Raw genomic sequence first — 24,332 nt, 5'->3', positions numbered from 1 at the left:
GCCGCCCCCCGGATCGGGGACGGCCGCTCTCGTCAGTGTGGACCGGTCAGATGATCGTCCAGGTGTCGCCGCTGCCCAGCAGGCCGGCGAGCTGCTGCTCGGGAGTCTCGGTGACAGTCGCCTTGGCGGCTGCGAGCTGAGCCTGCACCACGCTGTCGTAGGACGGTCGGTCCACCGAGCGGAACACCCCGATCGGGGTGTTGCGCAGGTCCAGGCCGGGCAGTCGGGACAGCGCGAACGCGTACGCCGGGTCGGTCACCGTCGCGTCGTGCACGACGATCTCCTCCGGGCGGACGGAGCTGGTCTCCCGGACCTCCAGGCCGAAGCCACCCGGCGGGTGTACCACACAGAACTGCCCGTCCGCGCCGCCGGGCTGGCCGTTCGGCTCGCGAGCAGCGCCGAAGGTGATCGGCTGCCCGTGCTCCAGGCGGATCAGGTAGTCGTCCCGGGTCGACGGGTCCTTGAGCTGTTCGAACGCCCCATCGTTGAAGATGTTGCAGTTCTGGTAGATCTCCACGAAGGCCGAGCCCTCGTGCTCCGCGGCGGCCCGCAGCACCGACTGGAGGTGCTTGCGGTCCGAGTCGATGGTGCGGCCGACGAAGCTGGCCTCCGCCCCGAGGGCGAGCGAGAGCGGGTTGAACGGGGCGTCCGCCGAGCCGGCCGGTGTCGACTTGGTGACCTTGCCGACCTCGGACGTCGGAGAATACTGGCCCTTGGTCAGACCGTAGATCCGGTTGTTGAACAGCAGGATCTTGAGATTGACGTTGCGACGCAGCGCGTGGATCAGGTGGTTGCCACCGATGGAGAGCGCGTCGCCGTCGCCGGTGACCACCCAGACCGACAGGTCCGGCCGGGACACCGACAGGCCGGTCGCGATCGCCGGGGCCCGACCGTGGATCGAGTGCATCCCGTACGTGTTCATGTAGTACGGGAAGCGGGACGAGCAGCCGATCCCGGAGACGAAGACGGTGCGCTCCCGGGGGATGTTCAGCTCCGGCATGAACTGCTGGATCGCTGCCAGGATCGCGTAGTCACCGCAGCCGGGGCACCAGCGCACCTCCTGGTCGGACTTGAAGTCCTTCGCGGTGAGCTTGACGGCGACGGGCTCAGACATTCTTCAGCACCTCTTCCAGCGTCGTCTCCAGCTCGGCGGCCGTGAACGGCAGGCCGCGGACCTGGTTGTAGCTGATCGCGTCGACCAGGTAGCGGGCCCGGATGACGTGTGCCAGCTGGCCCAGGTTCATCTCCGGGATGACCACCTTGTCGTACGAGCGGAGCACCTCACCGAGGTTGGCCGGCATCGGCGCCAGGTGCCGCAGGTGCGCCTGGGCGATGGAGAGGCCACGCTGGCGGACCCCGCGGCACGCCGCGCCGATCGGCCCGTACGTCGAGCCCCAACCGAGGACCAGCACCCGGGCGTCGCCGTCCGGGTCCTCCACCTCGATGTCCGGCACTCCGATGGTCTCGATCCGCGCGGCCCGGGTGCGCACCATGAAGTCGTGGTTGGCCGGGTCGTAGGAGATGTCCCCGGTCTTGTCGGCCTTCTCCAGACCGCCGATCCGGTGCTCCAGGCCCGCGGTGCCGGGGATCGCCCACGGCCGGGCCAGGGTCTCCGGGTCACGCAGGTAGGGCAGGAAGGTGGTGCCGTCCTCGCCGTTGGGCTTGGTGGCGAACTCGACCCGCAGGTCGGGCAGCGACTCCACGTCGGGCAGCAGCCATGGCTCGGAGCCGTTGGCGACGTAGTTGTCGGACAGCAGGATCACCGGGGTGCGGTAGGTGAGCGCGATCCGGGCCGCCTCCAGCGCCGCGAAAAAGCAGTCCGACGGCGACCGGGGCGCGATCACCGCGACCGGCGCCTCGCCGTGCCGACCGTAGAGCGCCATGTTGAGGTCGGCCTGTTCGGTCTTGGTCGGCATGCCGGTCGACGGGCCGGCGCGCTGCACGTCCACGATCACCAGCGGCAGCTCCAGCGCCACCGCGAGCGAGATCGTCTCGCTCTTGAGCGCCACGCCGGGGCCGCTGGTGGTGGTCACCCCGAGCGACCCGCCGTAGGAGGCGCCCAGGGCAGCGCCGACGGCGGCGATCTCGTCCTCGGCCTGCACTGTGAGAACGCCGAAGCGCTTGTGCTTGCTCAGCTCGTGCAGGATGTCCGACGCGGGCGTGATCGGGTACGCGCCGAGGAAGACCGGAAGCCCGGAGCGGACCCCGGCGGCGACCAGCCCCAGCGAGAGAGCCGCGTTGCCGGTGATGTTGCGGTAGGTGCCCGGCTTCATCTTGGCCGGCTTGACCTCGTAGCGGACCGCGAAGTCCTCGGTGGTCTCGCCGAAGTTCCAGCCGGCCTTGAAGGCGGCGACGTTCGCGGCGACCAGCTCCGGACGGGCCGCGAACTTGCGCTCCAGGAAGCGCAGCGTCGACTCGTAGGGCCGGGAGTACATCCAGGAGAGCAGGCCGAGCGCGAACATGTTCTTCGACCGCTCGGCGTCCTTCTTGGACACCTGGTGGGCCGCGAGCGCGCCGACGGTCATCGAGGTCAGCGCCACCGGGTGCACCACGTAACCGGCCAGCGAGTCGTCGTCCAGCGGGCTGCTCTGGTAGCCGACCTTGGCGAGGTTGCGCTTGGTGAACTCGTCGGTGTTGACGATGATGTCCGCGCCGCGCGGCAGATCGGCCAGGTTGGCCTTGAGCGCCGCCGGGTTCATCGCCACCAGCACGTTGGGCGCGTCGCCCGGGGTGAGGATGTCGTAGTCGGCGAAGTGCACCTGGAAGCTCGACACGCCGGGCAGGGTGCCGGCGGGAGCACGGATCTCGGCGGGGAAGTTTGGCAGTGTGGAGATGTCGTTGCCGAGCTGCGCCGTCTCCGAGGTGAACCGGTCGCCGGTCAGCTGCATGCCGTCGCCGGAGTCACCGGCGAACCGGATGACCACGCGGTCGAGTTGACGGATCTGCTTGGTCACTGTGCCACCTTCGTTCGCGACTGCGGGGCTTGCCCGGCCACGGAACCTCCTCGACGCAACGCTTCACCGCACCGCCCCAGGCTGGTCCGGCCGCTGGCGTTCCTCTCCTGAGAGCCTACGTCTAAGGGAGCCCTAACCATCCCCGGAGGTCCGCCGACTGGGACCGGATCTGTATGTGAAATGCCCGCCTTTACGGGCTTACGCACCGCCCGCCGTAATTCAGATCACCACCCGGTCGCGCTGACGACCCCGGTCGCGCGGTGCCGGGGTCGTCGATCGATCGGTCGGCGGGGTTGGGCGCGGGCTCGGGAGGTGGACCGCCGAACCGGCGGCGCAGCGAGGTCGTGGCCAGCGTGAGGGCCAGCACCACCAGCAGCGTGGAGACCACGATCAGGATGAACGCGGTGCGCTGAACCGAGGTCAACCCGCCGTCTCCGCTCGTGGCACCGGCGGGGAGTACGCCCTGCGAGCCGGTCGGCGCAGGTGGGGAGACCACCGGCGTCGCCAGTGCGGCTGCCGCGGTGATCCGGAAGCTCATCTGCACCCGCCGGGTCGGGCCGCTGCGTGGATCGAGTTGCCCGATCACGGCACCGGACAGCGGCGCTTCCCGCTGCGCCTGCGGCGTCGCCTCCACCGGCAGCTGCACCTCGGCGGTCGTGCCCGCCAGCACCAGGCCGGCGTCGCAGCGGGTACGCGTCGGGTCGACAGCGACGCAACCGAGCGGTGGGGTCGAGACTGTCACCCCGGCCGGCAGGACGACCTCGACCCGACCGGCGGCGTCCACCGCGCCGGTGTTGCCCAGCCGGAGCGTGAGGGTGCTGGGGCCGCCGCTGATGTCGAAGGCCACCTCGTCGGCGGCGAGCGCGATCCCGGGCACCGGCGGGCCCGCCGGGAAGAGCACCGCGAAGCCCTGGTCGTCGGTCGCCTCCCCTGCCGCTTCCGGCGCGTCCGCGATGACCTGGACCGAGCCGCTCAGTGGCATCTGCTTCCACGCCGTGCCAGCGACCCGCAGCCGCAGCACGGTGCTGAACCGGACGCCCGCTTGGGCGGTCCAGGCACCGCACCGGTACGTCCCACCACCGGCGGCCGCGCAGCCCTTCGTGCCGGCGTCGGTCAGCCCGACGGGCAGCGTGTACGAGAGTCGGATCTGTTCGGTCGTAGTGCCGGTGTTGTGCACGGTGACCTGGAGGGTGGCCGCCGTGCTCGGCGTGTTCCAGTACTCCTCGGTGAGGCTGACGTCGCCGGTGGTGACCTGCACGCCCAGCGGGCTCTGCGGCGGCGGCGCCGAACCCGGGGCGGGCGGGCGGACCGTCGGCCCCGGCGGTGTCGGCGGGGCGGGGGGCGCCGTCGGCGGCACCGGGGGAGCCGGGGTGGGCGGTCGGGTGGTGCCGCCCGGCGCGGGCGCGGTGGTGGTCGGCGCCGGCGGGATCTCCGGGGCGGTGGTCACCGGTGCCGGTGGTGTCGTCTCCGGTGGTGGCGCGGAGGTCTCGGGTGCCGGCGCGGTCGGCTCCGGTTCACCGCCCGGGTCCTCGGTCGGGGTGGGCTCCTCCGCCGGTGTGGTCGGCGGCTCCTCGCCTCCCGGCTCGTTCACCGGCTCGGCCGAGGTCGTCACCGGCTCCGTGTCCGGTGCGGCCGCGCTGGCCCAGGCCGGCCCCACGGCGAGCGCCGTGAGCAGGCCGAGCGCGAGCGCGGTCGCCAGCAGGGGCGTGGAACGCCGCCCCTCCGCCCGGTTACCGGGCGATGCCTTCACGCGGGCCATCTGTCCTCCGGTGACATGGGTGAGGGTCCAGTATTCGGTAACAGTTGCCCTGGAGCACTAGTCCCATCTGGAAACAAATCCGTAACGTGTTTGGGACGGCCCGTCCGGGCGGACGGTAGGCTGCCGACTGTGAACGGATACCTGGGCTCGTACGCGACGCTCGGGCTCCTGCTGCTCGCCAGCGTTCTCTTCTTCGTTACGGCGTTCTCGGCCAACCGGGTGTTACGCCCGGCGCGTCCGGCCGACCCGCTCGGCAAGCGGGCCAACTACGAGTGCGGGCTCGACCCGGTCGGTGCCGACTGGGCGCAGATGCAGATCCGCTACTACGTGTACGCCTACCTTTACGTGCTGTTCGCGGTCGAGGCGGTGTTCCTCTTCCCCTGGGCGGTGGTCTTCGACCGGCCGGGCTTCGGTCTGGTGACGGTGGTGGAGATGGCGGTCTTCGTGGCCGTGCTCGCACTCGGCATTCTCTACGCCTGGCGTAGGAACATCCTCCGCTGGACCTGAGCGCCACTGCTTCCGGCGATCGTGTCGGTCCCGCGGACCGTTCGCTGTCAGTCGCGGCGACGACCGGTCAGGCGAGCCCTCGGCGGGTGGCGGTGGGCGGGCGGTCGCCTCGGATCGAGGCCACCATGTCCAGCACCCGGCGGGTGGGGCCGACCTGGTGCGCCCGGAACACCCGGGCACCCAACCAGGCCGAGACGGCCGTCGTGGCCAGCGTCCCCTCCAGCCGTTCGGCCACCGGCAGGCCCAACGTCTCCCCGATGAAGTCCTTGTTGGAGAGCGCCACCAGCACCGGCCAGTCGGTCGCGGTCAGCTCGTCCAGTCGGCGGGTGATCTCCAGAGAGTGCCGGGTGTTCTTCCCGAAGTCGTGCGCCGGGTCGATGAGGATGCCGTCGGGGCGTACCCCTGCCGCCACCGCGCGCTCGGCGAGCCCGGTCACCGTCGCGACCACGTCGGCGACCACGTCGGGGAAGGCGGCCCGGTGCGGCCTGGTCCGTGGCGTCAGCCCGCCGGCGTGCGAACAGACCAGGCCGGCACCGGTCCGCGCGGCCACCCGGACCAACGCCGGGTCGGGGCCCGACCAGGTGTCGTTGAGGAGGTCGGCGCCGGCCGCCACGGCCTCCGTCGCCACCTCGGCCCGCCAGGTGTCGATGGAGATCACCACGTCCGGAAACGCGGCCCGGACGGCGGCGATGGTGTCCACCGTGCGCCGGATCTCCTCGGCGACGTCCACGTCCGCGCCGGGGCCGGCCTTGACGCCGCCGATGTCGATGATGGCCGCGCCCTCGTCCACCGCCCGCTCCACCGCGCGCAGGGCGCTGTCGGCGGCGTAGGTGGCCCCGCGGTCGAAGAACGAGTCCGGCGTGCGGTTGATGATCGCCATCACCACCAGCTCGCCGGGGGCGAACGTGTGCCCACCCAGCCGAAGCGCCCCGGCCATGCCCGCCTCCTGCAAGTTCGCGCCGCCGCCGCCGCGTCAGCCGGTCCCGACGCTAGTCGGTCGCCCGCCCATCGTCCCGGGCGGGCGTCGGCACCGATCGTGATCGAGGCGGGTGGCGGGGTCGCTCCCGGCCGGCTGCCATGCCACGATCAGTACATGGGTCAGCTTCTGCTCCTCCTGGTCGTGGCGTTGACAGTCGCGGCGGTGATATTCGGCGTGACGGTGCTGGTCAGCGGGCGTGATCCCGGCCTGGTGCCGGCCGAGCCGGATTCGCAGGCCGTGGCGTTGCCGGGCACCCGGCCGTTGCGCGAATCCGACGTGGGGGCGGTCCGTTTCGACACCGGGTTGCGCGGGTACCGGATGGACCAGGTCGATAAGGCGTTGCGCCGTGCCGCCTACGACATCGGTTACAAGTCCGAGCTGATCGGCGTACTGGAGTCGGAGGTCATCGCCTTGCGTGAGGGGCGCACCGACGACGCAGACGTGCTGCGGCAGGCCCGCGAGCAGTCCGCCAGCAAGGTGACTCCCGCGGACGCGGGCGAGTCGGCCGAGCCGGTGGAGTCGGGCACGGACGTGCCGCTGACCGGCGAGGCGGGTTCGGCCCCGGTCGGCTCGACGACTCCCGGCCCGTTGCCCGCCGCCAGCTCGTCCCCGGCGGATTCCGACGGGGTGGCACCCGCCGCCGCACCCGCCGACGACGAGTCGGCCGATCGTGCGCGAACCGCCGGCACCGACCAGCACGACGCGGTGGTTCGGTCGGAGTCGGCGTGACCGAGCCGGAGGGCGCTGACGATCTTCGCGAGGCGGCCCGACCCGGCGCGGGAGAGGTGACCGCCACAGTGATCGTCGAGGCCCCGGCGGATCGGGTGTTCGCCGCGCTGCTCGCCTGGGAACGTCAGTCCGACTGGATCCCGTTCACCCGCGTCCGGGTGGTCGAGGGCGATGGCCGTGAGGGCAGCCGGATCGAGGCGGTGACCGCGCTCGGCCGGGCGACGCTGCGCGACGAGATGCTGGTGGTGCGGGTCGACGAGCCGTACGAGATCGGCGTCGTGCACCACGGTCAGCTGCTGCGCGGCCCGGGGGTGCTGCGCTGCACCCAGCTGGACCGGAACCGCACCCAGGTCGTCTGGCACGAGTGGTTCCACCTGCCGGGCGGTCGGGCCGGCCGACTGGCGTGGCCGGTGCTCTGGCCCGGCTCCAAGCTCGGCCTCACCCAGGCGCTGAAGAGGTTTGCCCGTCTGGTCGAGCAGGGCCGGCTGCCCTGACCGGGGAGCCCGGTGCGGGCTGCCAGCCCGGTGCGCGGAAGAGATGCCCGACCCGGTGCCGCCAGGTCACCGCGGCGCGCAGGTCCCGGGCGATCGAGGCGTACTCGTGGAAGGCCACCCGGACCGGGTTGTAGCTGCCGACGTTCTTGGTCAGGCCGTACACGCAACGTTCCCCTTCCGGCGCAAACGACCCGAAGAGCCGGTCCCAGACGATCAGGATGCCGCCGAAGTTGCGGTCCAGGTAGCTGCCCTGCGACGCGTGGTGCACCCGGTGGTGCGACGGGGTGTTGAACACCGCCTCGTACCAGCGCGGCATCTTCTCGATCCGCTCGGTGTGGATCCAGAACTGGTAGAGCAGGTTGACCGAGCCGCAGAACGCGACAACGGCCGGGTGGACGCCGGCCAGGATCAGCGGGATGTAGAACACCCAACTGGTCAGGCCGGTCCACGGCTGGCGCAGCGCGGTGGAGAGGTTGAACCGCTGCGACGAGTGGTGCACCACGTGCGAGGCCCAGAGGATGCGGATCACGTGGTGGCCGCGGTGCGACCAGTAGTAGCAGAAGTCCTGCGCGAGCAGGATCAGCGGCCAGGTCCACCAGAGCTCGGCGACCCGCAGCGGGGTGAGCGCGTAGAGCAGCGCGTACGCGGCGGCGATCGGCACCTTCCAGAGCAGGTCGGCGAAGATGCTGCCCAGCCCCATCGTCAGGCTGGTCGCGGTGTCGGCGCCGCCGTAGCCGACCTCGTCGTCGTCGCGGTGCAGCAGGTAGGAGATTCGCTCCAACACGATGAGAAGCACGAAGGCCGGGATCGACCAGGCGATGACGTCCGGGAACTCCTTCACCGCGCGGCCTCCGCTCGCCGTCACCGGTCGGGGCGCACCCTTGGGTGACCTCGACCTACCGGTCGGTAACAAGCACCATAGGCAGCCGGGCGGCCGGTGGCAATGGGCTGTCGGACGGATGCCCTAGCGTGTACGGGGTGACTGACCTGGTGATCGGCCCCGACGGGCTGGCCCGCTGCGCCTGGGGGTCGAGCACCCCCGACTACGCCGTCTACCACGACACCGAGTGGGGGCGACCGCTGCGCGGAGACGACGCGCTCTACGAGCGGATGACGCTGGAGGCGTTCCAGTCCGGGTTGTCCTGGCTGACCATCCTGCGCAAGCGTCCGGCGTTCCGACTGGCCTTCGACGACTTCCACATCCCGACCGTCGCCCGCTACGACGACGCCGACGTCAGCCGGCTGCTCGCCGACGCCGGGATCGTCCGCAACCGGGCCAAGATCGAGGCGGCTGTCGCCAACGCCCGCGCCGCACTGGAGCTGCCGGAGGGCCTGTCCGCGCTGCTCTGGTCCTTCGCGCCGGAGCCCCGGCCGACGCGCCCCGCCTCGTTCGCCGAGCTGGCGCCGATCACCCCGGAGTCGACGGCAATGGCCAAGGCGCTCAAGAAGCGCGGCTTCCGGTTCGTCGGCCCGACCACCGCGTACGCGCTGATGCAGGCCACCGGGATGGTCGACGATCACATCGTCGGCTGTCACGTCACCCTTCCACAGCCGGCGTGATGAGATGGCAGGCATGACGACCGAGACCGCGCACCGAACCGGTGCGGCCGGCAACGCCGACGGGACGGGCACCTGGGCCGTGCTGCTGCCCGCCGAACGGTACGAGGCCGAGCGGCTCGTGCACCACGACACGCTGGAGCTGACCGGGCTGACCGACGTCACCCGGCCAGGGCCGGGCGATCAGGTGGCGGTGCTGGTCGACGCGCCGCCACGGCTGGTGGCCCTCGGCCGGGTCACCGAGCCGGGACGACGCCACCGCGAGGACCCGGACGACCCGCAGTCCCCGGTCGAGCCGGGCACGCTCGTGGTCGCGTACACCCGGCGGGCCTTCGACGAGCCGGTGCCGGCCGACCTGCTGACGCTCGACGGGCCGGTCACCGCCGTGCAGCCGGCGGCCTTCCGGGCGCTGGCCGACCAGCTCGGCCCGCCCCCGGCGCGCCGCACCTGGCTGGTCAGCCTCGACCTGCCGATCGAGGCCGACACGCCGGCCGAGGCGGTGCGGCTGTTCTGGTCCTACGTGCAGGAGCTGGGCCCGCGTGAGCTGCCCGCCTTCGTCTCGCCGGCCGGCGACGAGCTGGCCATGCAGGCGTTCGTGCTGGGCGAGCAGGCCAACCAGGACCCGGAAGAGGACGACTAGAAGAGCTTGTCGACCCGTCCCCGCCAGTCGGCGAGGACCGGGCCCGGGTCGGTGTCCAGCACCCGCTCCAGCAGCGTGGCGTAGACGTCCCGGAAGTCCGTCGTGTATTTCAGGTCGCCGTCGTCGAGGTCGGTGAGGCTCGGCGGTGCGCCGTGCCAGCCGCCCCGGACGCCCGCCCCGAGCAGCAGCACGTCCGAGGCGGTGCCGTGGTCGGTGCCGTCGGAGGCGTTGGCGCGTACCCGACGGCCGAACTCGGAGTAGACCGCCACCACCACCTTCCGGCCCGCCTCGGTGCGACTCATCCGGTCGGCGAACCCGGTCAACGCCCGGTCCAGCTGACCCAGCAGCACCGCCTGCAACTGCTTCTCGTCCGCGTGCGTGTCGAAGCCGCCCAGCGACACCGAGAAGACCCGGGTGGACACTCCCGCCTCGACGCACTGCGCGACCAGGTCCAGTTGCGCGTCCAGCGGAGTCTTCGCCCCGCCGGTGGCGGTGGCCGGGGCCTGCTCGCCGTCCGGGTCCGCTGTGTCCGGGTTGTCGGAGTCGCGTACCTGGCGGATCATCTCGTCCACCGACCGCAGGTCGGCGAAGCAGGCGGCGACCCGGGCTCGCGCGGCGGACTCACCCGGCTCGGCGGCTTCGAACGCGGTCAGCGTCTGCGCCGGCAGGCCCTTGGCGGCCTTGCGGTCGGTCACCGGCACTGCCGCACCGGCGCTCCGCGCCCCGGCCAGCAGCGGCGGCAGCGCCGGCTCGAAGGAGACCGCCAGCCGGGGGTCGCCGCCGGTGCCGTCCAGCCACCGCCCCAGCCAGCCGGTGTTGCCGGGCCGGTCCGGTTGTGCCGTGTGCCAGATGTCCATCGAACGGAAGTGGCTGCGGTCCGGCTTCGGGTAGCCGACCCCACGCACGATCGCCAGCCCACCGTCGGACCAGCGCTGGTGCAGGCCGGCCAGCGCCGGGTTGAGGCCGAAGTCGTCGTCCAACCGCCGCACCTCCCCGTCCGGGTACGCCAGCTCCGGGCGAGCCGCCCGGTAGGCCGGGTCGCCGTACGGAATGACCGTGTTGAGGCCGTCATTGCCGCCGTAGAGGGTCACCAGCACCAGCGTGCGGGACTGCGGGTCGCGGTCCCCGCTGGTGTCGAGCAGGTCCCGCAGGCTGTACGCGCCGGCCCCGGCGGCCAACGCGCCAGCGCCGACCACCCCACTGGTGAGCAGGAACCTGCGTCGGGTCAGGGTGTCCATGTCGACTCCTCCGCTCAGCTGACTGTGTATTCGGGGCTGACCAGGCCGGCGGCCAGCAACTTGCGGGGCTCACCGGCCAGCGGGGTGAGAGCGGCGCGGGTGCGCGCGCCCCAGCCGTCGACCACGAGCAGTCGGGCCAGCGCGTCCGGGCGCCCGGAAGTGGGCGCGGCGGTCAACCGGGCCAGCACCGCCGGTGCCGTGGCGGCGGCGAGCACCCCGGCCGTCCGCAGCCGGGCCTGTAACGACGAGGTGGTCAGCCAGGCGGACCCGGCCGGCCAACCGCCCACGCTGGGTGGACGCAGCGGCACCTGGTCGAGCGCGTTCAGCCCGGCCAGCAGTTGCCTGCGTTGCTGCTCGGGCAGCGCGGACGGTCGGATACCGAGTTGCCGCAGCGCGCCGACCAACCACTCCACCGGCTGCTTCACCAGCGTGCCCCGGGTCTGCGCGAAGGCGGGCGCGGAGAAGAGCGCGCGTAGGGTCGCGACGGTGTCCGCGCCGGCCAGACCGTCCGGTGCCGGGGTGTCGCTGCCCGCGTAGCGGAACCAGAGCCGACCGGCCACGAAGGTCGCCGCCGCCGGTTGGGCGGCCAGCAGGCCGGCGTACGTCTCGGCGTCGAACCGGCCGCTCTGCCCGAGGATGGTCTTCTCGCCACTGTCGTGCCGGCGGGCCTCGAAGCGGGCCACACCGGTACGCCGGTCGACCACCCAACCGGTCAGGGCCCGCGCACCGGCCTTCACGTCGGCCTCGCCGTAGGCGCCGATGCCGAGGGTGAACAGCTCCATCAGCTCGCGGGCCAGGTTCTCGTTCGGCGCCTTGCGGGTGTTCTTCTGCCCGTCCAGCCAGACGATCAGGGCGGGGTCGCGCACCATCGCGGCGACCAGCGGGCCCAGCGGCCCACGACCGTGCCGGCGCAGCGTCTCCAACTGGCCCACCATCAGCCGCGCCGACTTGACCTTCTGGGCGCTGGTCGCCCAGTGCCCGTGCCAGAAGAAGAGCAACTTCTCGGTCAGCCCGTCCTCGGCGGTCACCATCCGGTCCAGCCACCATTCGGTGACCTGCTGGAGTTGCCTGCGGCGCTCCGCGTTGGCCTGCTGCCGTTGCTCGCGGGTGGAGTCCTTGGTCAGCCCGGCGGACGGATCCGGGGGCAGCGTCGGGACCGGCGTGGCCGCCGCTCCCCGGTCCGTCGCGGGCGGGGAGAGCAGCCGGTCCAGCGTCGCCGCCGTTCCGGCCCGCTCGGCCACGTCCACCTCGTCGGCGGTCGGCCCGAAGGTGGCCCGGCGCAGCAGATGCGCCACCGCTTCACGATCGCTCATGCTCCACGACGCTAGGCGGCCCGTGTTCGAGGACGGTAAGGGCGGCGTCCGGATCGCGTTCAGCGTCCCTCGAAGACCGGTTTCTGCTTTCCGACGAAGGCGAGAGTGGCCGCCCGGTGGTCGGCGGTGGCGCCGCAGATCGACTGGGCCTGCGCCTCGGCGGCGAGGGCGTCGGCGAGGGTGCCGGCGTCGGCGATGGAGAGCTGTCGCTTGATCGCCCCGTACGCGACGGTCGGGCCGGCGGCGAGGCGGGCGGCCAACTCCTGGGCGACGGGCAGGACCTGCTCGTCGTCGTCCGTCAACCGGTTGAGCAGGCCCAACCGGCAGGCCTCCTCGGCGCGGACCGGCTCGGCCAGCATCAGCAGCTCCACCGCCTTGGCGTGCCCGACCAGTCGGGGCAGCGTCCAGGAGGCGCCGGTGTCGGCGGCGAGTCCGACCTTGGCGAAGGCCATCAGGAAACTGGTGGTCGGACCGCCGATGCGGATGTCGGCCAGGAACGCCAGCGACGCACCGGCCCCGGCGGCCATCCCGCGAACCGCGGCGATCACCGGCTTGGGCAGGTTGGCGAGCCGGGCGGCGATCGGGTTGTAGTGCGCCCGCACCGTGCCCAGCGGATCATTGCCGGAGTTGCCCAGGGTGGCCACGTGCTCGCGCAGGTCCTGCCCGGCGCTGAACGACCCGCCCGCCCCGGCCAGGACGACCGCGCGGCAAGACCGGTCGGTCTCCAGCTCCGCGAGGGCGTCGCGCAGCGCCTCCTTGAGCGCCACGTCGAGCGCGTTCATCGCTTTCGGCCGGTTCAGCGTGAGGGTGACGACGGCATCGGTCCGGTCGACCAGCAGCGGCTCGGTCACGTGTCTAACGACCCTTCTGTCGGACGATGCGGTTGCCGGCGTCGAGGCACTGTTCGACGTACCGGTCGGCGGCCGGACGCAGGCGGGCTGCGTGCCGGTCGAAGAAACTGGCCGCGGCGGTGCCGGGCCACCGCTCGGGCAGCAGCGCCGGGGGCAACTGCGGATCCTGGAAGAGGAACGTACGCCAGGCGTGCACGAGGCGGAACCGCGTCGCGTACGCCTCCTCGTCGCTGCTGCGTACGGTGACCGCGGCCAGCAGCGGGCGCTGGTCGGCGACGAACCGCTCGTAGGCGCGGCCGATCTCGGCCAGGTTCCAGGCGCGTCGGACCACGCCCATCGCCCCGGGGGTGCCGGAGAAGTGTGAGGCGGTGAACCGCTCGAACCGGATGCCGGTCTCGGCGAGGAGCAGGTCGACGTCCTCGGCGGGGCGGGTGGCGACCCAGGTCTGCTCGTCGAGCGTCCCGTAGCCGAGGAAGCTCAGGTTGGCGGCGAGCCGCTGGCGGTCCCGCCGGGAGCCCGGGGCCTCCAACACCAGCAGATCGAACCGGCCGTCCCAGGTGACCCGGCCGGTCCGGTAGATCCGGGCCGCTGCCTCGTCGAGTCGGCGGGCGGCTTTCGGTGTGATCGAATATCCGGGTCCGGAGACCAGCCGGAGGGGTTCGAGCCAGCCCTGACGCACCATCCGGGAGACGGCGGTGCGAACTGCCGGCGGTGCGATTCCCAGCGGCGCCAGTAGCTTGACCAGGGCAGCAACCGGTGCCCGGCCACCCCTCGGACGGAGGTGGTCGCCGTACAGGTCGAAGAGTGCCGACCGTGCCTGCATGACCGCACATTGTGACAGGCCTTCTCAAGATAAGCTAGATGCTGTTACATCAATGCTGCTCCGGTTTGGGTCCGGCGGTGTTCATCAGGGAAAATCGTTTGTTGACACCCCCGCGACCGTTGCGGGTGGTCGTGACGAAGTGGCTGTGGGGCAACCCACCGACCCTGGTGTAGGTCTGAGGGGAGACAACATGGCGGCGATGAAGCCGCGGACGGGCGACGGTCCGCTGGAAGTCACCAAGGAGGGGCGGGGCATCGTCATGCGGGTCCCGCTGGAGGGCGGTGGCCGGCTCGTCGTCGAGATGACTCCCGACGAGGCCAACGCGCTCGGTGACGCACTGAAGGCCGCGGCCGGCTGAGTAAGGAGTGCTCCGGGCGGCTCCGGCCGCCCGGAACGTTCTGTGGACCCTGAGCCACCGGAACCACCGGTGGCTCAGGGTCTTCAATGCTGCGGGCAGGCGGGTTGGCTGCCGACCCGCGACACTTTCCTGGAGGTGCGGTTCCGCGTGCTCGCCATTCGTCTGATCGCCGAGCCCGACCGGCTCGACGTCCTCGTCCTGCCCGTCCGCTCCGCCGATCCGACGGCGGAAGGCGACACCTCGGCCGAGCCGGTACCGACCGCCGTGGCGGGCCCGGACGGCACGGCTGACGAGGCGGCCGCGCTGGTGTCGGCGGCCCGGCTGACCGGCCGAACCGGCGAGATCCACACCCAGCTGCGCCCCGGGCGTACCCCCGGCCGGCTGCTGCTGCTCGGCATCGGCGACGGCGACGAGGCGGCCTGGCGGACGGCGGGCGCGGCCCTGGCCCGCTCAGCCTCGGCTGAGACGCATATCACCATCGCGCTGCCGGCCGACGTGACCCGGGCCGCGGTCCGCGGGTTGACCGAGGGGCTGCTGCTCGCCCCGTACCGGTTCCGACTCACCGAGGCCGGCGACCGACCGGCGCTCACCGGCGTCGACCTGCTGCTCGACGACCCCACCGGGTACGAGGACACCGTCGCCACGGCCCGAACCACGGCCGCGATGACGCATCTCGCCCGGGACCTGACCAACACCCCCTCCTCGGTGAAGAACCCGCAGTGGTTCGCCGATCAGGTGGCCTCGGCCGCAGCCGACCTGCCGGACCTGCGGCTGCGGGTCCGGGGCCCGGCCGAGCTGACCGCCGAGGGCTTCGGCGGGATCCTCGCCGTGGGCGGTGGCTCCGCCAGCGGACCGCGGCTGGTCGAACTGGACTGGCACCCCGCCGACGCGCGCACCCATGTGGTGCTGATCGGCAAGGGCATCACCTTCGACACCGGCGGCATCTCGATCAAGCCGGTGGCGTCGATGAAGCTGATGCGTAAGGACATGGCCGGCGCGGCCGCGGTCGTCGCCGCCACCCTGGGCGCCGCCGCGCTGCGGCTGCCGGTCCGGATCACCACGTTGGCCCCGCTGGCCGAGAACATGGTCAGCGGCTCGGCGTTCCGCCCCGGCGACGTGATCCGGCACTACGGCGGTACGACGAGCGAGACGACCAACTCCGACGCCGAGGGTCGCCTGGTCCTCGCCGACGCGCTGGCGTACGCGGCGCGGCAGCTCAAACCCGACCTGCTGCTCGACCTGGCCACGCTCACCGGCGCGAACTCGGTGGCGCTGGGCAAGCGCACCGCCGCCCTCTACAGCGAGAACGACGAACTGGCCGCCAGCGTGCTGGCGGCGGTCGAGGCGGCTGGTGAGTCGGCGTGGCGGATGCCGCTGCACACCGACTACGTGGAATACCTCGGCAGCGAGATCGCCGACCTCTACAGCGCACCCACGCAGGGTGCCGGCTCGGTGCTGGCCGCGCTCTACCTGCGCGAGTTCACCGGTGAACTACGAGACCGCTGGCTGCACCTGGACATGTCCGCCCCGTCCTGGGCCGACGGGGACCAGGCCGAGGTCAGCCGCGGCGCCACCGGTTGGGGCGTCCGCTCGTTGCTGCGCTGGCTCGCCGACGTCGACTAGCGCGAGGGTCCTCGCCGACGTCGACTAGCGCGCGGGTCGGAGCCTCGGGGCGACCCGGGCTCTGACCCGTCCTGGGCGCGAATCAGCACTTCACCGCGGCCAGCAGCCCGTGCCCGACCGGAAGAAGCGCGGGGATCCAGTGCTCCGACTCCCGGACCGCTTTGATCGTCTCGCGAACCGTCACCGTCTCCGCGTCCCGGGCGGAGGGGTCGCCGATCCGGTCGCTGGCCAGCACGCCGTTGAGCGCCAGCACGCCCCCGGGGCGCAACAGCCGCAGCGCCGCCTCCACACAGGCGTGGAAGCCGGTCGCCTCCGCGTCCACGAATACCAGGTCGTACGCGCCATCGGCGAGCCGGGGCAGCACGTCGAGTGCCCGACCGGTGATGATCCGGGTACGCCCGGCCGCGAAACCGGCCTCGGCGAAGATCCGCCGGGCGATCCGCTGGTGCTCCACCTCCACGTCGATGGTGGTGAGCACGCCGTCGGCGCGCATGCCGCGCAGCAACCAGACACCGCTGACCCCGGTGCCGGTGCCGATCTCCACCACCGCACGGGCGTTACCGGCGGCGGCCAGCAGCCGCAGCGCCGCGCCCGCGCCGGGCGTGACCGCGTCGAGGCCGACCTCCCGGGCCAGGCTGCGGGCGGTACGCAGGACGAGATCCTCGGTGACGTACGACTCGGCGAAGTGCTGGGCCTGTGTCGTCGAACTGCCGGAACCGGCGACCGTGGCGATGGGGCACCTCCGGGGGCGGTGCGTGGTGCGGGGGCGGGTTGGCACTGTGAGCGTAGAGGCGACGGTCGTGGGGCGCGCAGCCGCGCCTCCGCCGGAAGCGATCACCGGGGCAACCGCTGACTGTGCCGCGTCCATCCGTGCAATCCTGGAGGCGGTATCCCGTCAGCCGCGACCGGATCGGCCCGTGGCCGGGCGACGCGGCGCGGGATCCGGGGACGGACTGGGAGGCACCGACGTGACCGACGGCTGGGACTGGCGCCGGGGCGGTGAGACTCCGGCTCCGGCGCGACCGCCCGGGGCAGGAGCCCCGTCGGTGGGGCCGCCGACCATGCCGGGGGCTGACCGCCCACCCCTTGCCCCGCCAGGCAGCGGGCCGGCACCGGGCTGGCCGGCGTCGTCCGGCGGACCGGCACCGGCCTGGCCGGCGCCGGCTTCGGGCGGGCCCGGTTCGGCCGATGCGTCGGCCTGGTGGTCGGACGCGCTCGCCGACCCCTGGCGCGACCCGGCGGCCCCGACCGCTGTGGTGGTGCCCGGCGTGGTGGCTCCCGGCGCCGAGCCCGAGCCGGTCACCGACCCCGATGCGCCCGGCCGGCCGACACTGCGCCACCTGTTGCTCATTCCCGTGATCACCGCGCTGTTGGCCGGCACCCTCGGCGGTGCGTTGGGCTACGCGTTCGCGGTGCGCGGTGGCGCTGGTGCCGCGGTCCTCGGCGCTGCGCCCGCGGAGGTGCCGGCGCTGGCGCAGCGCAAACCGGAGTCGCTGGCCGGGGTCGCCGAACGGGTCCTGCCCAGCGTGGTCACCGTACGGGTGAGCAGCCTCGGCGGGACCAGTGAGGGCTCGGGTTTCATCGCCACCACCGACGGCCATGTGATCACCAATGACCATGTGGTGGCCGGCGGCACCGGCAAGGCCTCGGTCGTCTTCAACGACGGCAGCACCGCGCCGGCGACCATCGTGGGCCAGGACGCGGAGTCGGACATCGCGGTGATCAAGGTGAGTCGTCCCGGGTTGCGACCCGTGGAGTTCGGCGATTCCGACGCGCTGGCGGTCGGCGACCCCGTGCTCGCCATCGGCTCGCCGTTGTCGCTGGCCAACACGGTCACCGCCGGCATCGTGAGTGCCCTGGACCGGACGATGCAGGCCGGCGAGCCGGGCGGCCCGGTGCGTTACTACGCGGCCATCCAGACCGACGCCGCCGTCAATCACGGCAACTCGGGCGGCCCTCTCGTCGACGGCGCCGGCCGGGTGGTCGGCGTGAACTCCACCATCAAGTCGCTGGTCGCCGAGGGCCAGGAGGCGGGCAACATCGGGCTCGCCTTCGCCATTCCGATCAACCAGGCCAAGCGGGTGACCCAGGACATCATCGGCACCGGCAAGGCCCGGCGTACGGTGATCGGCGCGCGGGCGGACGGCCCGACCGGGGTCGTCGGGGGCGGCCTGCGGCTGGCCGAGGTGGAGCCGTCCGGCCCCGCGGACGGCGCGGGGCTCAAGGTCGGTGACGTGATCCTCAAGATCAACGGGCGGCCGATGACCGAGCCGACGGATCTGACGGCGTTGGTCCGCAAGTACGCGCCGGGTTCGGTCGTGACCGTCGAGTATCGGCGGGGCTCCGCCCGGCAGAACACCTCGGTAACTCTCGCCGCGGACGCGAAGTGACTCACCGCCCAAGCGCAGTGAACAGCGGCGCACCCCTTGCCCGAAAGCCCTCCGCCGTGCGTAGTCTTGCTGCTGACGCCGAGAGGAGGCCCGCGGGATGCTCGACAACCTGAACTGGTGGGAGATCGGTGCGCTGCTGCTCCTGGCGCTGTTGATCTTCGGTGACCGGCTCCCCGCCGTGATCACCGACGGCCTGCGGTTGGTGCGGAACCTGCGCAACATGGCCCGCAACGCCACCGGTGACCTGAGCCGTGAGCTGGGCACCGACATTCAGCTGGAAGACCTGCACCCGAAGGCGTTCATCCGCAAGCACCTCCTCAGCGAGGAGGACGAGGCGGCGATCCGCAAGCCGTTGCAGGGCGTCTACGACAACCTGCGCGCGGACGTCAGCGGCGTGCACAACGACCTGAAGGACGTGGCCAACGCCGCCGACCTGCGGTCGAACGGGAATTCGCCCGCCAGCACGGCCACCAGCAGCCCTTCGGCTCCGGCTCCGGCCCCCCGCGTCAGCTACGACGACGCCACCTGAACGACCCGCCCCCGGCACCCGCGCTTGTCTCGATCAACTCGGTTTTCAGGAAGTCGTCGCGTCAATCGGCGCCGGATGCCCCGGTTTTCAGAAATCCGAGTTGACCACGGCGGCCAGCGCTCGGCCAGCGCCTGGCGGACCTCGCACCGACACGACTCAGCCCGCCGACCGACAGGGGTCGACGGGCTGACGGGTGTCGCGGCTGGTCAGCGACCGGCGGGCTTGAGACCGAGTGGCTTGCCGAGCAGTGATTCGCGGCGCAGGGCGAGCCGGTCGGCGACCGTGCCGAGCGCCTGAGCGGCCGGGGACTCCGGCTCGGCCAGCACGATCGGGTTGCCGGCGTCGCCGGCTTCGCGGACCCGGGTGTCCAGGGGGATCTGACCGAGCAGCGGCACCTGCGCGCCGATGGTCCGGCTCAGCGACTCGGCCACCGCCGCACCACCGCCAGCGCCGAAGATCTCCATCCGCGAGCCGTCCGGCAGCTCCAGCCAGGACATGTTCTCGATGACGCCGACCATCCGCTGGTGGGTCTGCAGGGCGATCGCCCCGGCCCGCTCCGCGACCTCGGCGGCGGCGGTCTGCGGGGTGGTGACGATCAGGATCTCCGAGTTGGGCAGCAACTGGGCCAGCGAGATGGCCACGTCACCGGTGCCCGGGGGCAGGTCGAGCAGGAGCACGTCCAGGTCGCCCCAGTAGACGTCGGCCAGGAACTGCTGCAACGCCCGGTGCAGCATCGGGCCGCGCCACACGACCGCGGCGTTGCCGGACGTGAACATGCCGATGGAGATCACCTTCACGCCGTGCGACTGCGGCGGCATGATCATGTCTTCGACGCGGGTGGGCCGCGCCTCCGTGCCGAGCATCCGCGGCACCGAGTGGCCGTAGATGTCGGCGTCGACCACCCCGACGGAGAGCCCACGGGCGGCGAGCGCCGCCGCCAGGTTGACGGTGACGCTGGACTTGCCGACGCCACCCTTGCCGCTGGCCACCGCGTACACGCGGGTGCGCGAGCCGGGCTGGGCGAACGGGATGACGGGCTCCTCGGTGGCGCCGCCGCCGCGCAGCTGCGACTGCAACGACTGCCGCTGCTCGGGGGTCATCACCCCGAAGTCGATCTCAACGCCGGTGACGCCGGGCACCGCGGCCACGGCGGCGGTGATGTCCGTACGCAGCTTGTCCTTCAGCGGGCAGCCGGCGACGGTGAGCAGCAGCTCGACGCGGACCACACCGCTGGCACCGATCGTGGCGGAGCGGACCATGCCCAGCTCGGTGATGGGCCGGCGGATCTCCGGGTCGTTGACGGTGGCCAGGGCGGCCTGGATCGCGTCCTCGACGGTGCTCACGGGTGCTGACATGCCCGCAATGTTACGTCGCGGGGCATCCGTTGCCGCCGCTGCCCGGGGCGGTGTGAGCCAATCGATGACCCGCCGGTCAACCCTCCGACCGGCGCGGGCCGGTGCCGTCCGGCCGGGCGTTGCGGGTGAAGTCGCCGTCCAGGTCGTCGCGGGGTTCTTCCAGGCCGACGCCGTCGGCCGGCCGCGGGCCGTGGCGCTCCTGCCGGTTGTCCTTCTCCTGCTGGCGGCGCTCCAGTCGCTGCCGGCGTTGCCCCACCTCGTCCAGTTCCTCGGCCAACCGGGCCAGCTCGGAGCGGAGGAAGTCGCGGGTGGCGACCTCACCGAGCGCGATCCGCAGGGCCGCGATCTCCCGGGCCAGATACTCGGTGTCCGCCTTCTGCGCGGTGGCTCGTCGCCGGTCCTCCTCCAGGGCCACCCGGTCCCGGTCGGCCTGCCGGTTCTGGGCCAGCAGGATCAGCGGGGCGGCGTAGCTGGCCTGCAACGACAGCACCAGGGTCAAGAACGTGAAGGTGTACGGGTCGAAGCGCAGATTCGCCGGGGCCAACGTGTTCCAGACGAACCAGATCGTGATCACCACCGTCATGACGACGATGAAGTTGGCGGTGCCCATGCCCCGGGCGATGCCCTCGGACCAGCGACCGAACGCCTCCGCGTCAAACCGGGGCAGCTTGACGCCCCGGGGCTCGCGTGGCTGGTCGAGGCGTTCCATCCGACGCTGGTCAGCCATCCGTGCCGTCCAGCGCGGGGTCGGTGGTGCCCGGGGCGACGAGGGCGTCGCGGTCCCGCCAGTCCCGGGGCAGCGAGTGGTCCAGCACGTCGTCCACCGTCACCGCACCGACCAGCCGGTTGTTGCGGTCGATCACCGGCATGGCGACCAGGTCGTAGGTGGCCATCCGGCGGGTGATCTCCGGCAGCGGCGTGGTGGGGCGCAGCGGGTCGATGTCGTTGACCACCACCTTGCCCAGCAGGTCGGCCGGGGGTTCACGCAGCAGCGCCTGGAAGTGCACCATGCCCAGGTAGCGGCCGGTCGGCGTGTTCTGCGGCGCCCGGGTCACGAAGACCTGCGCGGCCACGGCGGGGGAGAGCTGTGGCTCCCGGATCCGGGCCAGCGCCTCGGCGACCGTGGCGTCCGGCGGCAGGATGACCGGCTCCGAGGTCATCACACTGCCCGCCGTGCCGGGGGTGTACTTGAGCAGTTGGCGGACCGGGTCGGCCTCGTCCGGCTCCATCAGGTCCAGCAGCACGTCCTGCTCGGGTGGGGGCAGTTCGTTGAGCAGGTCGGCGGCGTCGTCCGGGTCCATCTCCTCCAGGACGTCGGCGGCCCGCTCCCGGTCGAGGGCGGCGAGGATCTCCACCTGGTCGTGCTCCGGCAGCTCGCTGAGCACGTCGGCCAGTCGCTCGTCGTTCAAAGCGGCGGCGACCTCGTTGCGGCGCGCGTCGGGCAGGTCCTGCAACGCGTTCGCCAGGTCGGCGGGGCGCATGTCCTCCAGGACGGCCAGCAGGTTCGCCGTACCCCGGTTGTCGGCGATGCCGCTGAGCCCGCGCACCCGGTCCCACTCGACCTGGTGCAGGTGGCCACGCCGGCTGAGCCGACCGGTCTGTTCACGGACGGCGACACGGGTCAGCGACCACTCGCCACCCCGGGTGCACTCCATCGCGACGTCCACGACGGCGCCGGGCTGGCCGCCGGGGTCGAGTTGCACCCGCCGGTCGAGCAGTTCCTGGAGCACCAGCAGCTCGTTCGGGCGCTTCTCGAACCGGCGCAGGTTGAGGGTGCCGGAGCCGAGTACGACGGCGTCCGCGTCGATGGAGGTGATCCGGTTGATGGACAGGAAGATCCGGCGACGCATCGGCATCTCGGCGACGAGGCCCACCACCTCCGGCGGGCGCTTCGTCGCCCGCAGCCGTGCCACGGCGTCACGAACCCGGCCCACCTGGTCACCGTTCGGGTCGAAGACGGCGACTCCGGCGAGACGGGCGATGTAGACCCGGGTCGGCGTACTCACGGGCACCAGCCTAAGCGCCTAGTGTTTATCAACATGTCGACCTTGGCCTACGAGATCGTGGACGTCTTCACCGACCGCCCCTTCGCCGGTAACCCGCTGGCTGTGGTGTTCGGTGCGGAAGCGCTGGCCACCGAACAGATGCAGGCGCTCGCGTTGGAGTTCAACCTGTCCGAGACGGTGTTCGTGCTGCCGCCGACCCAGGTGGGCGTCACCTACCGGGCCAGGATCTTCACCCCGGTGGAGGAGTTGCCGTTCGCCGGGCACCCCAGCGTCGGCGCGGCGGTCACCGCCTGCCGGCGCGGCATGTTCGGTGTGGGGCAGGTCACCCAGGAGTGCCGGGCCGGTGTGCTGCCGATCGAGGTGAGGGCGTCCGGGGCGACGCTGACCGGTGGTGCTCCGACGCTCGGGCCCGAGCTGGACCCGGAGCCGTTGCTGGAGATCGCCGGCCTGGTCGCCGAGGACCACATCGGGCCCGCCCCACGGGTCGCCGGCTGCGGGCTGGAGTTCCCGTACCTGCCGGTGCGTCCGGAGTCGGTGGCCCGCGCCCGGGTGGACCCGGCGGCGGCGCAGCGGTACGGGGTTTCGCACGTCAGCGTCTTCTCCTGGGACGCGGCCGCGCAAACCGCGCACGCCCGGGTCTTCGTGCCGGGGATCGGCGTTCCGGAGGACCCGGCGACCGGTTCGGCGGCTCTCGGCCTCGGTGTCTGGCTGGTCGCGAGCGGTCTGCTACCCGGTGAGGGTCGGTCGGAGTACGCGGTCCGTCAGGGTGTGGAGATGAACCGTCCGTCCGCGTTGACCTGCACGGTCACCGCGGCGAACGGGGTGGCGGTCGGCGCGACCGTCGCCGGCCAGGTGGTGCCGGTGGCCCGTGGCGAGATCGCCGTGCCGCCGTTCGTGGGCTGAGCGGAGGCGCCGATGCGGGAGGATGCGGATGTGACGGAAGAGACCGCCCCCGGGGGCACCCCACTGGTCGACGAGGCGATGAAGAAGGCCGCCGTGGCCTGGGTCAGCGTTGCGGGTGGGCCGGCGCTCGCGCTCTGGTGCGCCCCGCTGGAGGGCGCGCTGCTGGTGGTCAGTGGGCCGGGCGAGCAGGCCGCACCGGGTCTGGCTGACGCGACCGAGGCCCAGGTCACCCTGCGCGGCGACCACGGCGGCCGGATCGTCACCTGGCCGGCCCGGGTGAGCCGGTTGCAGCCGGGCACCGAGGCGTGGGACGTCACCGCGCCGCTGGTGGCGGCGAAGCGCCTCAACGCGCCCGGTCCGACCGCTGACCTGGTGGCCCGGTGGGCCGCCGACGGATGCGCGGTGAACCGCCTCGCCCCGGCCGGTACGCCGCTGGCCGGCGCGGAGTTGCCGGATGACGCGCAGGCAGAGCCGCCCCGGGCGACTCCGGTGGTCCGGGCCACCCGCAAGCCGTTCCGCCTGCACCGGGTCCGCCGCCGCTGATTGGTCGATCAGCCCGTTCGACCGCCGACGCCCGCCACCGCGGCGTCGGCGTCGACGAGGGCGAGCACCTCGCCCAGGGTGCCGAGGGTGGGGCCGCGCCAGTCCCGGTCGGCGTTGAAGACCATGTGCGTGGCGAGATCCGGTGCCGCGAGCCGGACGGCGGTCATCCCGGCCCGCTCGGCGCCGGTCAACTCCTGGCTGCCGCCGTCACCGACGTAGAGGCAGTCGCCCGGCGCGAGCCCGAGCCGCTGGCAGGCCGTCAGGTAGAGCGTCGGATCCGGCTTGCACCGCCCGACCTGCACCGAGAAGACCCGTACGTCGAGCAGGGGGGCGATCGCGAGCTGCGGCAGGAAGGCCGGCAGTTCGTGCGTACAGTCGCTGATCACGCCGGTGCGCAGGCCGCGTTGACGCAGCGCCGCCAGCACCGGAACCGCGTCGGCCCGCAGCCAGGTGTCGGCGCGGACCGCCCGGTGCCGGGACGCCACCGCTGCCCGTACCGCATTGTCGCTGGGATCCACGCCGGCCTGGGCGCAGACCCAGCGCAGTGTCGCCTCCGCGTCGCCGAGCCGGCCGCTGGCCCGCTCGTAGTAGGTGCGGTTCAACACCTCGGTCAGCACCTCGGTGGGACATCCGAGCAGCTCGGCGGTGCCGAGGTGGGCGACACCGCGTTGTACCGAACGGGTCAGGGTGCCGAAGAAATCGAACAGCACCGCCTGGTAGCTGGGCATGGGAGAGCGCCTCCGGGCGGTCGAGGGTCGCTGGCGCGGAACCGCGTGATCGT

25 protein-coding genes are annotated in these 24,332 nt (G+C 72.4%); 11 read left to right on the top strand and 14 right to left on the bottom strand.

The features are described from left to right. Window positions 1-46: 46 nt before the first annotated feature. From ACZ6NZ_RS01245 to ACZ6NZ_RS01235, 3 genes are all read right to left on the bottom strand, one after another. The gene (locus tag ACZ6NZ_RS01245; protein WP_465854736.1) at window positions 47-1,114 is read right to left on the bottom strand and encodes a 2-oxoacid:ferredoxin oxidoreductase subunit beta; all 1,068 of its coding nucleotides are present in this window, start codon (window positions 1,112-1,114) and stop codon (window positions 47-49) included. After that, the gene (locus tag ACZ6NZ_RS01240; RefSeq protein ID WP_465854734.1) at window positions 1,107-2,954 is read right to left on the bottom strand and encodes a 2-oxoacid:acceptor oxidoreductase subunit alpha; all 1,848 of its coding nucleotides are present in this window, start codon (window positions 2,952-2,954) and stop codon (window positions 1,107-1,109) included. The genes ACZ6NZ_RS01245 and ACZ6NZ_RS01240 overlap by 8 nt, the downstream gene beginning before the upstream one ends. 190 nt (window positions 2,955-3,144) lie before the next feature. Further along, window positions 3,145-4,713, bottom strand: a complete 1,569-nt coding sequence (locus ACZ6NZ_RS01235) for a hypothetical protein (protein ID WP_465854732.1) — start codon at window positions 4,711-4,713, stop codon at window positions 3,145-3,147. 129 nt (window positions 4,714-4,842) lie between these two features. Here ACZ6NZ_RS01235 and ndhC point away from each other — a divergent pair, with 129 nt between their 5' ends. Next, the gene (gene ndhC / locus ACZ6NZ_RS01230; protein WP_465854730.1) at window positions 4,843-5,220 is read left to right on the top strand and encodes an NADH-quinone oxidoreductase subunit A; all 378 of its coding nucleotides are present in this window, start codon (window positions 4,843-4,845) and stop codon (window positions 5,218-5,220) included. Between the two features lie 67 nt (window positions 5,221-5,287). Here the strand turns inward: ndhC and folP are convergent, their stop codons facing one another. Beyond that, window positions 5,288-6,157, bottom strand: a complete 870-nt coding sequence (gene folP, locus ACZ6NZ_RS01225; protein ID WP_465854728.1) for a dihydropteroate synthase — start codon at window positions 6,155-6,157, stop codon at window positions 5,288-5,290. 156 nt (window positions 6,158-6,313) lie between these two features. Between folP and ACZ6NZ_RS01220 the strand changes: the two genes are divergently transcribed. Both ACZ6NZ_RS01220 and ACZ6NZ_RS01215 read left to right on the top strand, forming a co-directional pair. Then, window positions 6,314-6,928 (top strand): DivIVA domain-containing protein, encoded by a 615-nt coding sequence (locus tag ACZ6NZ_RS01220; RefSeq protein ID WP_465854726.1) that lies wholly within the window; start codon window positions 6,314-6,316, stop codon window positions 6,926-6,928. Further along, window positions 6,925-7,422 (top strand): SRPBCC family protein, encoded by a 498-nt coding sequence (locus tag ACZ6NZ_RS01215; RefSeq protein WP_366605359.1) that lies wholly within the window; start codon window positions 6,925-6,927, stop codon window positions 7,420-7,422. Before ACZ6NZ_RS01220 ends, ACZ6NZ_RS01215 begins: the two co-directional genes overlap by 4 nt. Here ACZ6NZ_RS01215 and ACZ6NZ_RS01210 read toward each other — a convergent pair. Next, the gene (locus tag ACZ6NZ_RS01210) at window positions 7,367-8,287 is read right to left on the bottom strand and encodes a sterol desaturase family protein (protein ID WP_355005088.1); all 921 of its coding nucleotides are present in this window, start codon (window positions 8,285-8,287) and stop codon (window positions 7,367-7,369) included. The genes ACZ6NZ_RS01215 and ACZ6NZ_RS01210 overlap by 56 nt on opposite strands. Window positions 8,288-8,400: 113 nt before the next feature. Between ACZ6NZ_RS01210 and ACZ6NZ_RS01205 the strand changes: the two genes are divergently transcribed. Then, window positions 8,401-8,982, top strand: coding sequence for a DNA-3-methyladenine glycosylase I (locus tag ACZ6NZ_RS01205; RefSeq protein ID WP_465854724.1), 582 nt, complete (start codon window positions 8,401-8,403; stop codon window positions 8,980-8,982). 13 nt (window positions 8,983-8,995) lie between these two features. Further along, a complete protein-coding gene (locus tag ACZ6NZ_RS01200) occupies window positions 8,996-9,619 on the top strand; it encodes a hypothetical protein (protein ID WP_465854722.1) in 624 nt (207 codons plus the stop codon). Here the strand turns inward: ACZ6NZ_RS01200 and ACZ6NZ_RS01195 are convergent. Genes ACZ6NZ_RS01195 through ACZ6NZ_RS01180 form a run of 4 tightly spaced genes read right to left on the bottom strand, consistent with a single transcriptional unit; the run spans window position 9,616 to window position 13,844 of the window. Then, a complete protein-coding gene (locus ACZ6NZ_RS01195) occupies window positions 9,616-10,857 on the bottom strand; it encodes a DUF1501 domain-containing protein (protein WP_465854720.1) in 1,242 nt (413 codons plus the stop codon). The two genes, ACZ6NZ_RS01200 and ACZ6NZ_RS01195, sit on opposite strands and share 4 nt — an antisense overlap. Window positions 10,858-10,871: 14 nt before the next feature. Beyond that, window positions 10,872-12,170: a DUF1800 domain-containing protein gene (locus tag ACZ6NZ_RS01190; RefSeq protein ID WP_465854718.1), complete on the bottom strand. Its 1,299-nt coding sequence runs from the start codon at window positions 12,168-12,170 to the stop codon at window positions 10,872-10,874. Window positions 12,171-12,229: 59 nt separating this feature from the next. Next, the gene (locus tag ACZ6NZ_RS01185) at window positions 12,230-13,021 is read right to left on the bottom strand and encodes an enoyl-CoA hydratase-related protein (protein WP_366605348.1); all 792 of its coding nucleotides are present in this window, start codon (window positions 13,019-13,021) and stop codon (window positions 12,230-12,232) included. Window positions 13,022-13,025: 4 nt separating this feature from the next. Then, complete coding sequence (locus tag ACZ6NZ_RS01180) at window positions 13,026-13,844, bottom strand: PaaX family transcriptional regulator (RefSeq protein WP_091394799.1); 819 nt, start codon at window positions 13,842-13,844, stop codon at window positions 13,026-13,028. Between the two features lie 190 nt (window positions 13,845-14,034). Here ACZ6NZ_RS01180 and ACZ6NZ_RS01175 point away from each other — a divergent pair, with 190 nt between their 5' ends. Continuing rightward, window positions 14,035-14,202, top strand: a complete 168-nt coding sequence (locus ACZ6NZ_RS01175; RefSeq protein ID WP_007455245.1) for a DUF3117 domain-containing protein — start codon at window positions 14,035-14,037, stop codon at window positions 14,200-14,202. 147 nt (window positions 14,203-14,349) lie between these two features. Continuing rightward, a complete protein-coding gene (locus tag ACZ6NZ_RS01170) occupies window positions 14,350-15,825 on the top strand; it encodes a leucyl aminopeptidase family protein (protein WP_465854715.1) in 1,476 nt (491 codons plus the stop codon). 82 nt (window positions 15,826-15,907) lie between these two features. Here ACZ6NZ_RS01170 and ACZ6NZ_RS01165 read toward each other — a convergent pair whose 3' ends face one another. Then, a complete protein-coding gene (locus tag ACZ6NZ_RS01165) occupies window positions 15,908-16,477 on the bottom strand; it encodes an O-methyltransferase (RefSeq protein ID WP_465855898.1) in 570 nt (189 codons plus the stop codon). 301 nt (window positions 16,478-16,778) lie between these two features. On the opposite strand from ACZ6NZ_RS01165, the gene ACZ6NZ_RS01160 reads away from it, so the two are divergent. Then, entirely contained in the window at window positions 16,779-18,215 is a 1,437-nt protein-coding gene (locus tag ACZ6NZ_RS01160; protein WP_465855896.1) for a S1C family serine protease, read from the top strand. Window positions 18,216-18,312: 97 nt separating this feature from the next. Continuing rightward, entirely contained in the window at window positions 18,313-18,744 is a 432-nt protein-coding gene (locus tag ACZ6NZ_RS01155; protein ID WP_465854713.1) for a twin-arginine translocase TatA/TatE family subunit, read from the top strand. A gap of 206 nt (window positions 18,745-18,950) precedes the next feature. On the opposite strand, the gene ACZ6NZ_RS01150 is transcribed toward ACZ6NZ_RS01155, so the two are convergent. The 3 genes from ACZ6NZ_RS01150 to ACZ6NZ_RS01140 all read right to left on the bottom strand — a co-directional run bounded on the left by ACZ6NZ_RS01150 (window position 18,951) and on the right by ACZ6NZ_RS01140 (window position 22,105). Beyond that, window positions 18,951-20,099 (bottom strand): Mrp/NBP35 family ATP-binding protein, encoded by a 1,149-nt coding sequence (locus ACZ6NZ_RS01150; RefSeq protein WP_465854711.1) that lies wholly within the window; start codon window positions 20,097-20,099, stop codon window positions 18,951-18,953. 76 nt (window positions 20,100-20,175) lie between these two features. Then, window positions 20,176-20,826, bottom strand: a complete 651-nt coding sequence (locus tag ACZ6NZ_RS01145; protein WP_465854709.1) for a DUF1003 domain-containing protein — start codon at window positions 20,824-20,826, stop codon at window positions 20,176-20,178. Continuing rightward, on the bottom strand, window positions 20,819-22,105 hold the full coding sequence (locus tag ACZ6NZ_RS01140) for a magnesium transporter MgtE N-terminal domain-containing protein (protein ID WP_366605342.1): 1,287 nt from the start codon (window positions 22,103-22,105) through the stop codon (window positions 20,819-20,821). The genes ACZ6NZ_RS01145 and ACZ6NZ_RS01140 overlap by 8 nt, the downstream gene beginning before the upstream one ends. 33 nt (window positions 22,106-22,138) lie before the next feature. Between ACZ6NZ_RS01140 and ACZ6NZ_RS01135 the strand changes: the two genes are divergently transcribed. Both ACZ6NZ_RS01135 and ACZ6NZ_RS01130 read left to right on the top strand, forming a co-directional pair. Then, complete coding sequence (locus tag ACZ6NZ_RS01135) at window positions 22,139-23,008, top strand: PhzF family phenazine biosynthesis protein (RefSeq protein WP_465854706.1); 870 nt, start codon at window positions 22,139-22,141, stop codon at window positions 23,006-23,008. 12 nt (window positions 23,009-23,020) lie between these two features. Further along, complete coding sequence (locus tag ACZ6NZ_RS01130; protein WP_465854704.1) at window positions 23,021-23,551, top strand: hypothetical protein; 531 nt, start codon at window positions 23,021-23,023, stop codon at window positions 23,549-23,551. A gap of 8 nt (window positions 23,552-23,559) precedes the next feature. Here the strand turns inward: ACZ6NZ_RS01130 and ACZ6NZ_RS01125 are convergent, their stop codons facing one another. Then, window positions 23,560-24,279: an HAD family hydrolase gene (locus ACZ6NZ_RS01125; protein WP_366605337.1), complete on the bottom strand. Its 720-nt coding sequence runs from the start codon at window positions 24,277-24,279 to the stop codon at window positions 23,560-23,562. Window positions 24,280-24,332: the final 53 nt, after the last annotated feature.

This window comes from Micromonospora sp. NPDC047756, from assembly GCF_055587245.1.
This window is presented reverse-complemented; position numbering and strand designations above follow the sequence as displayed.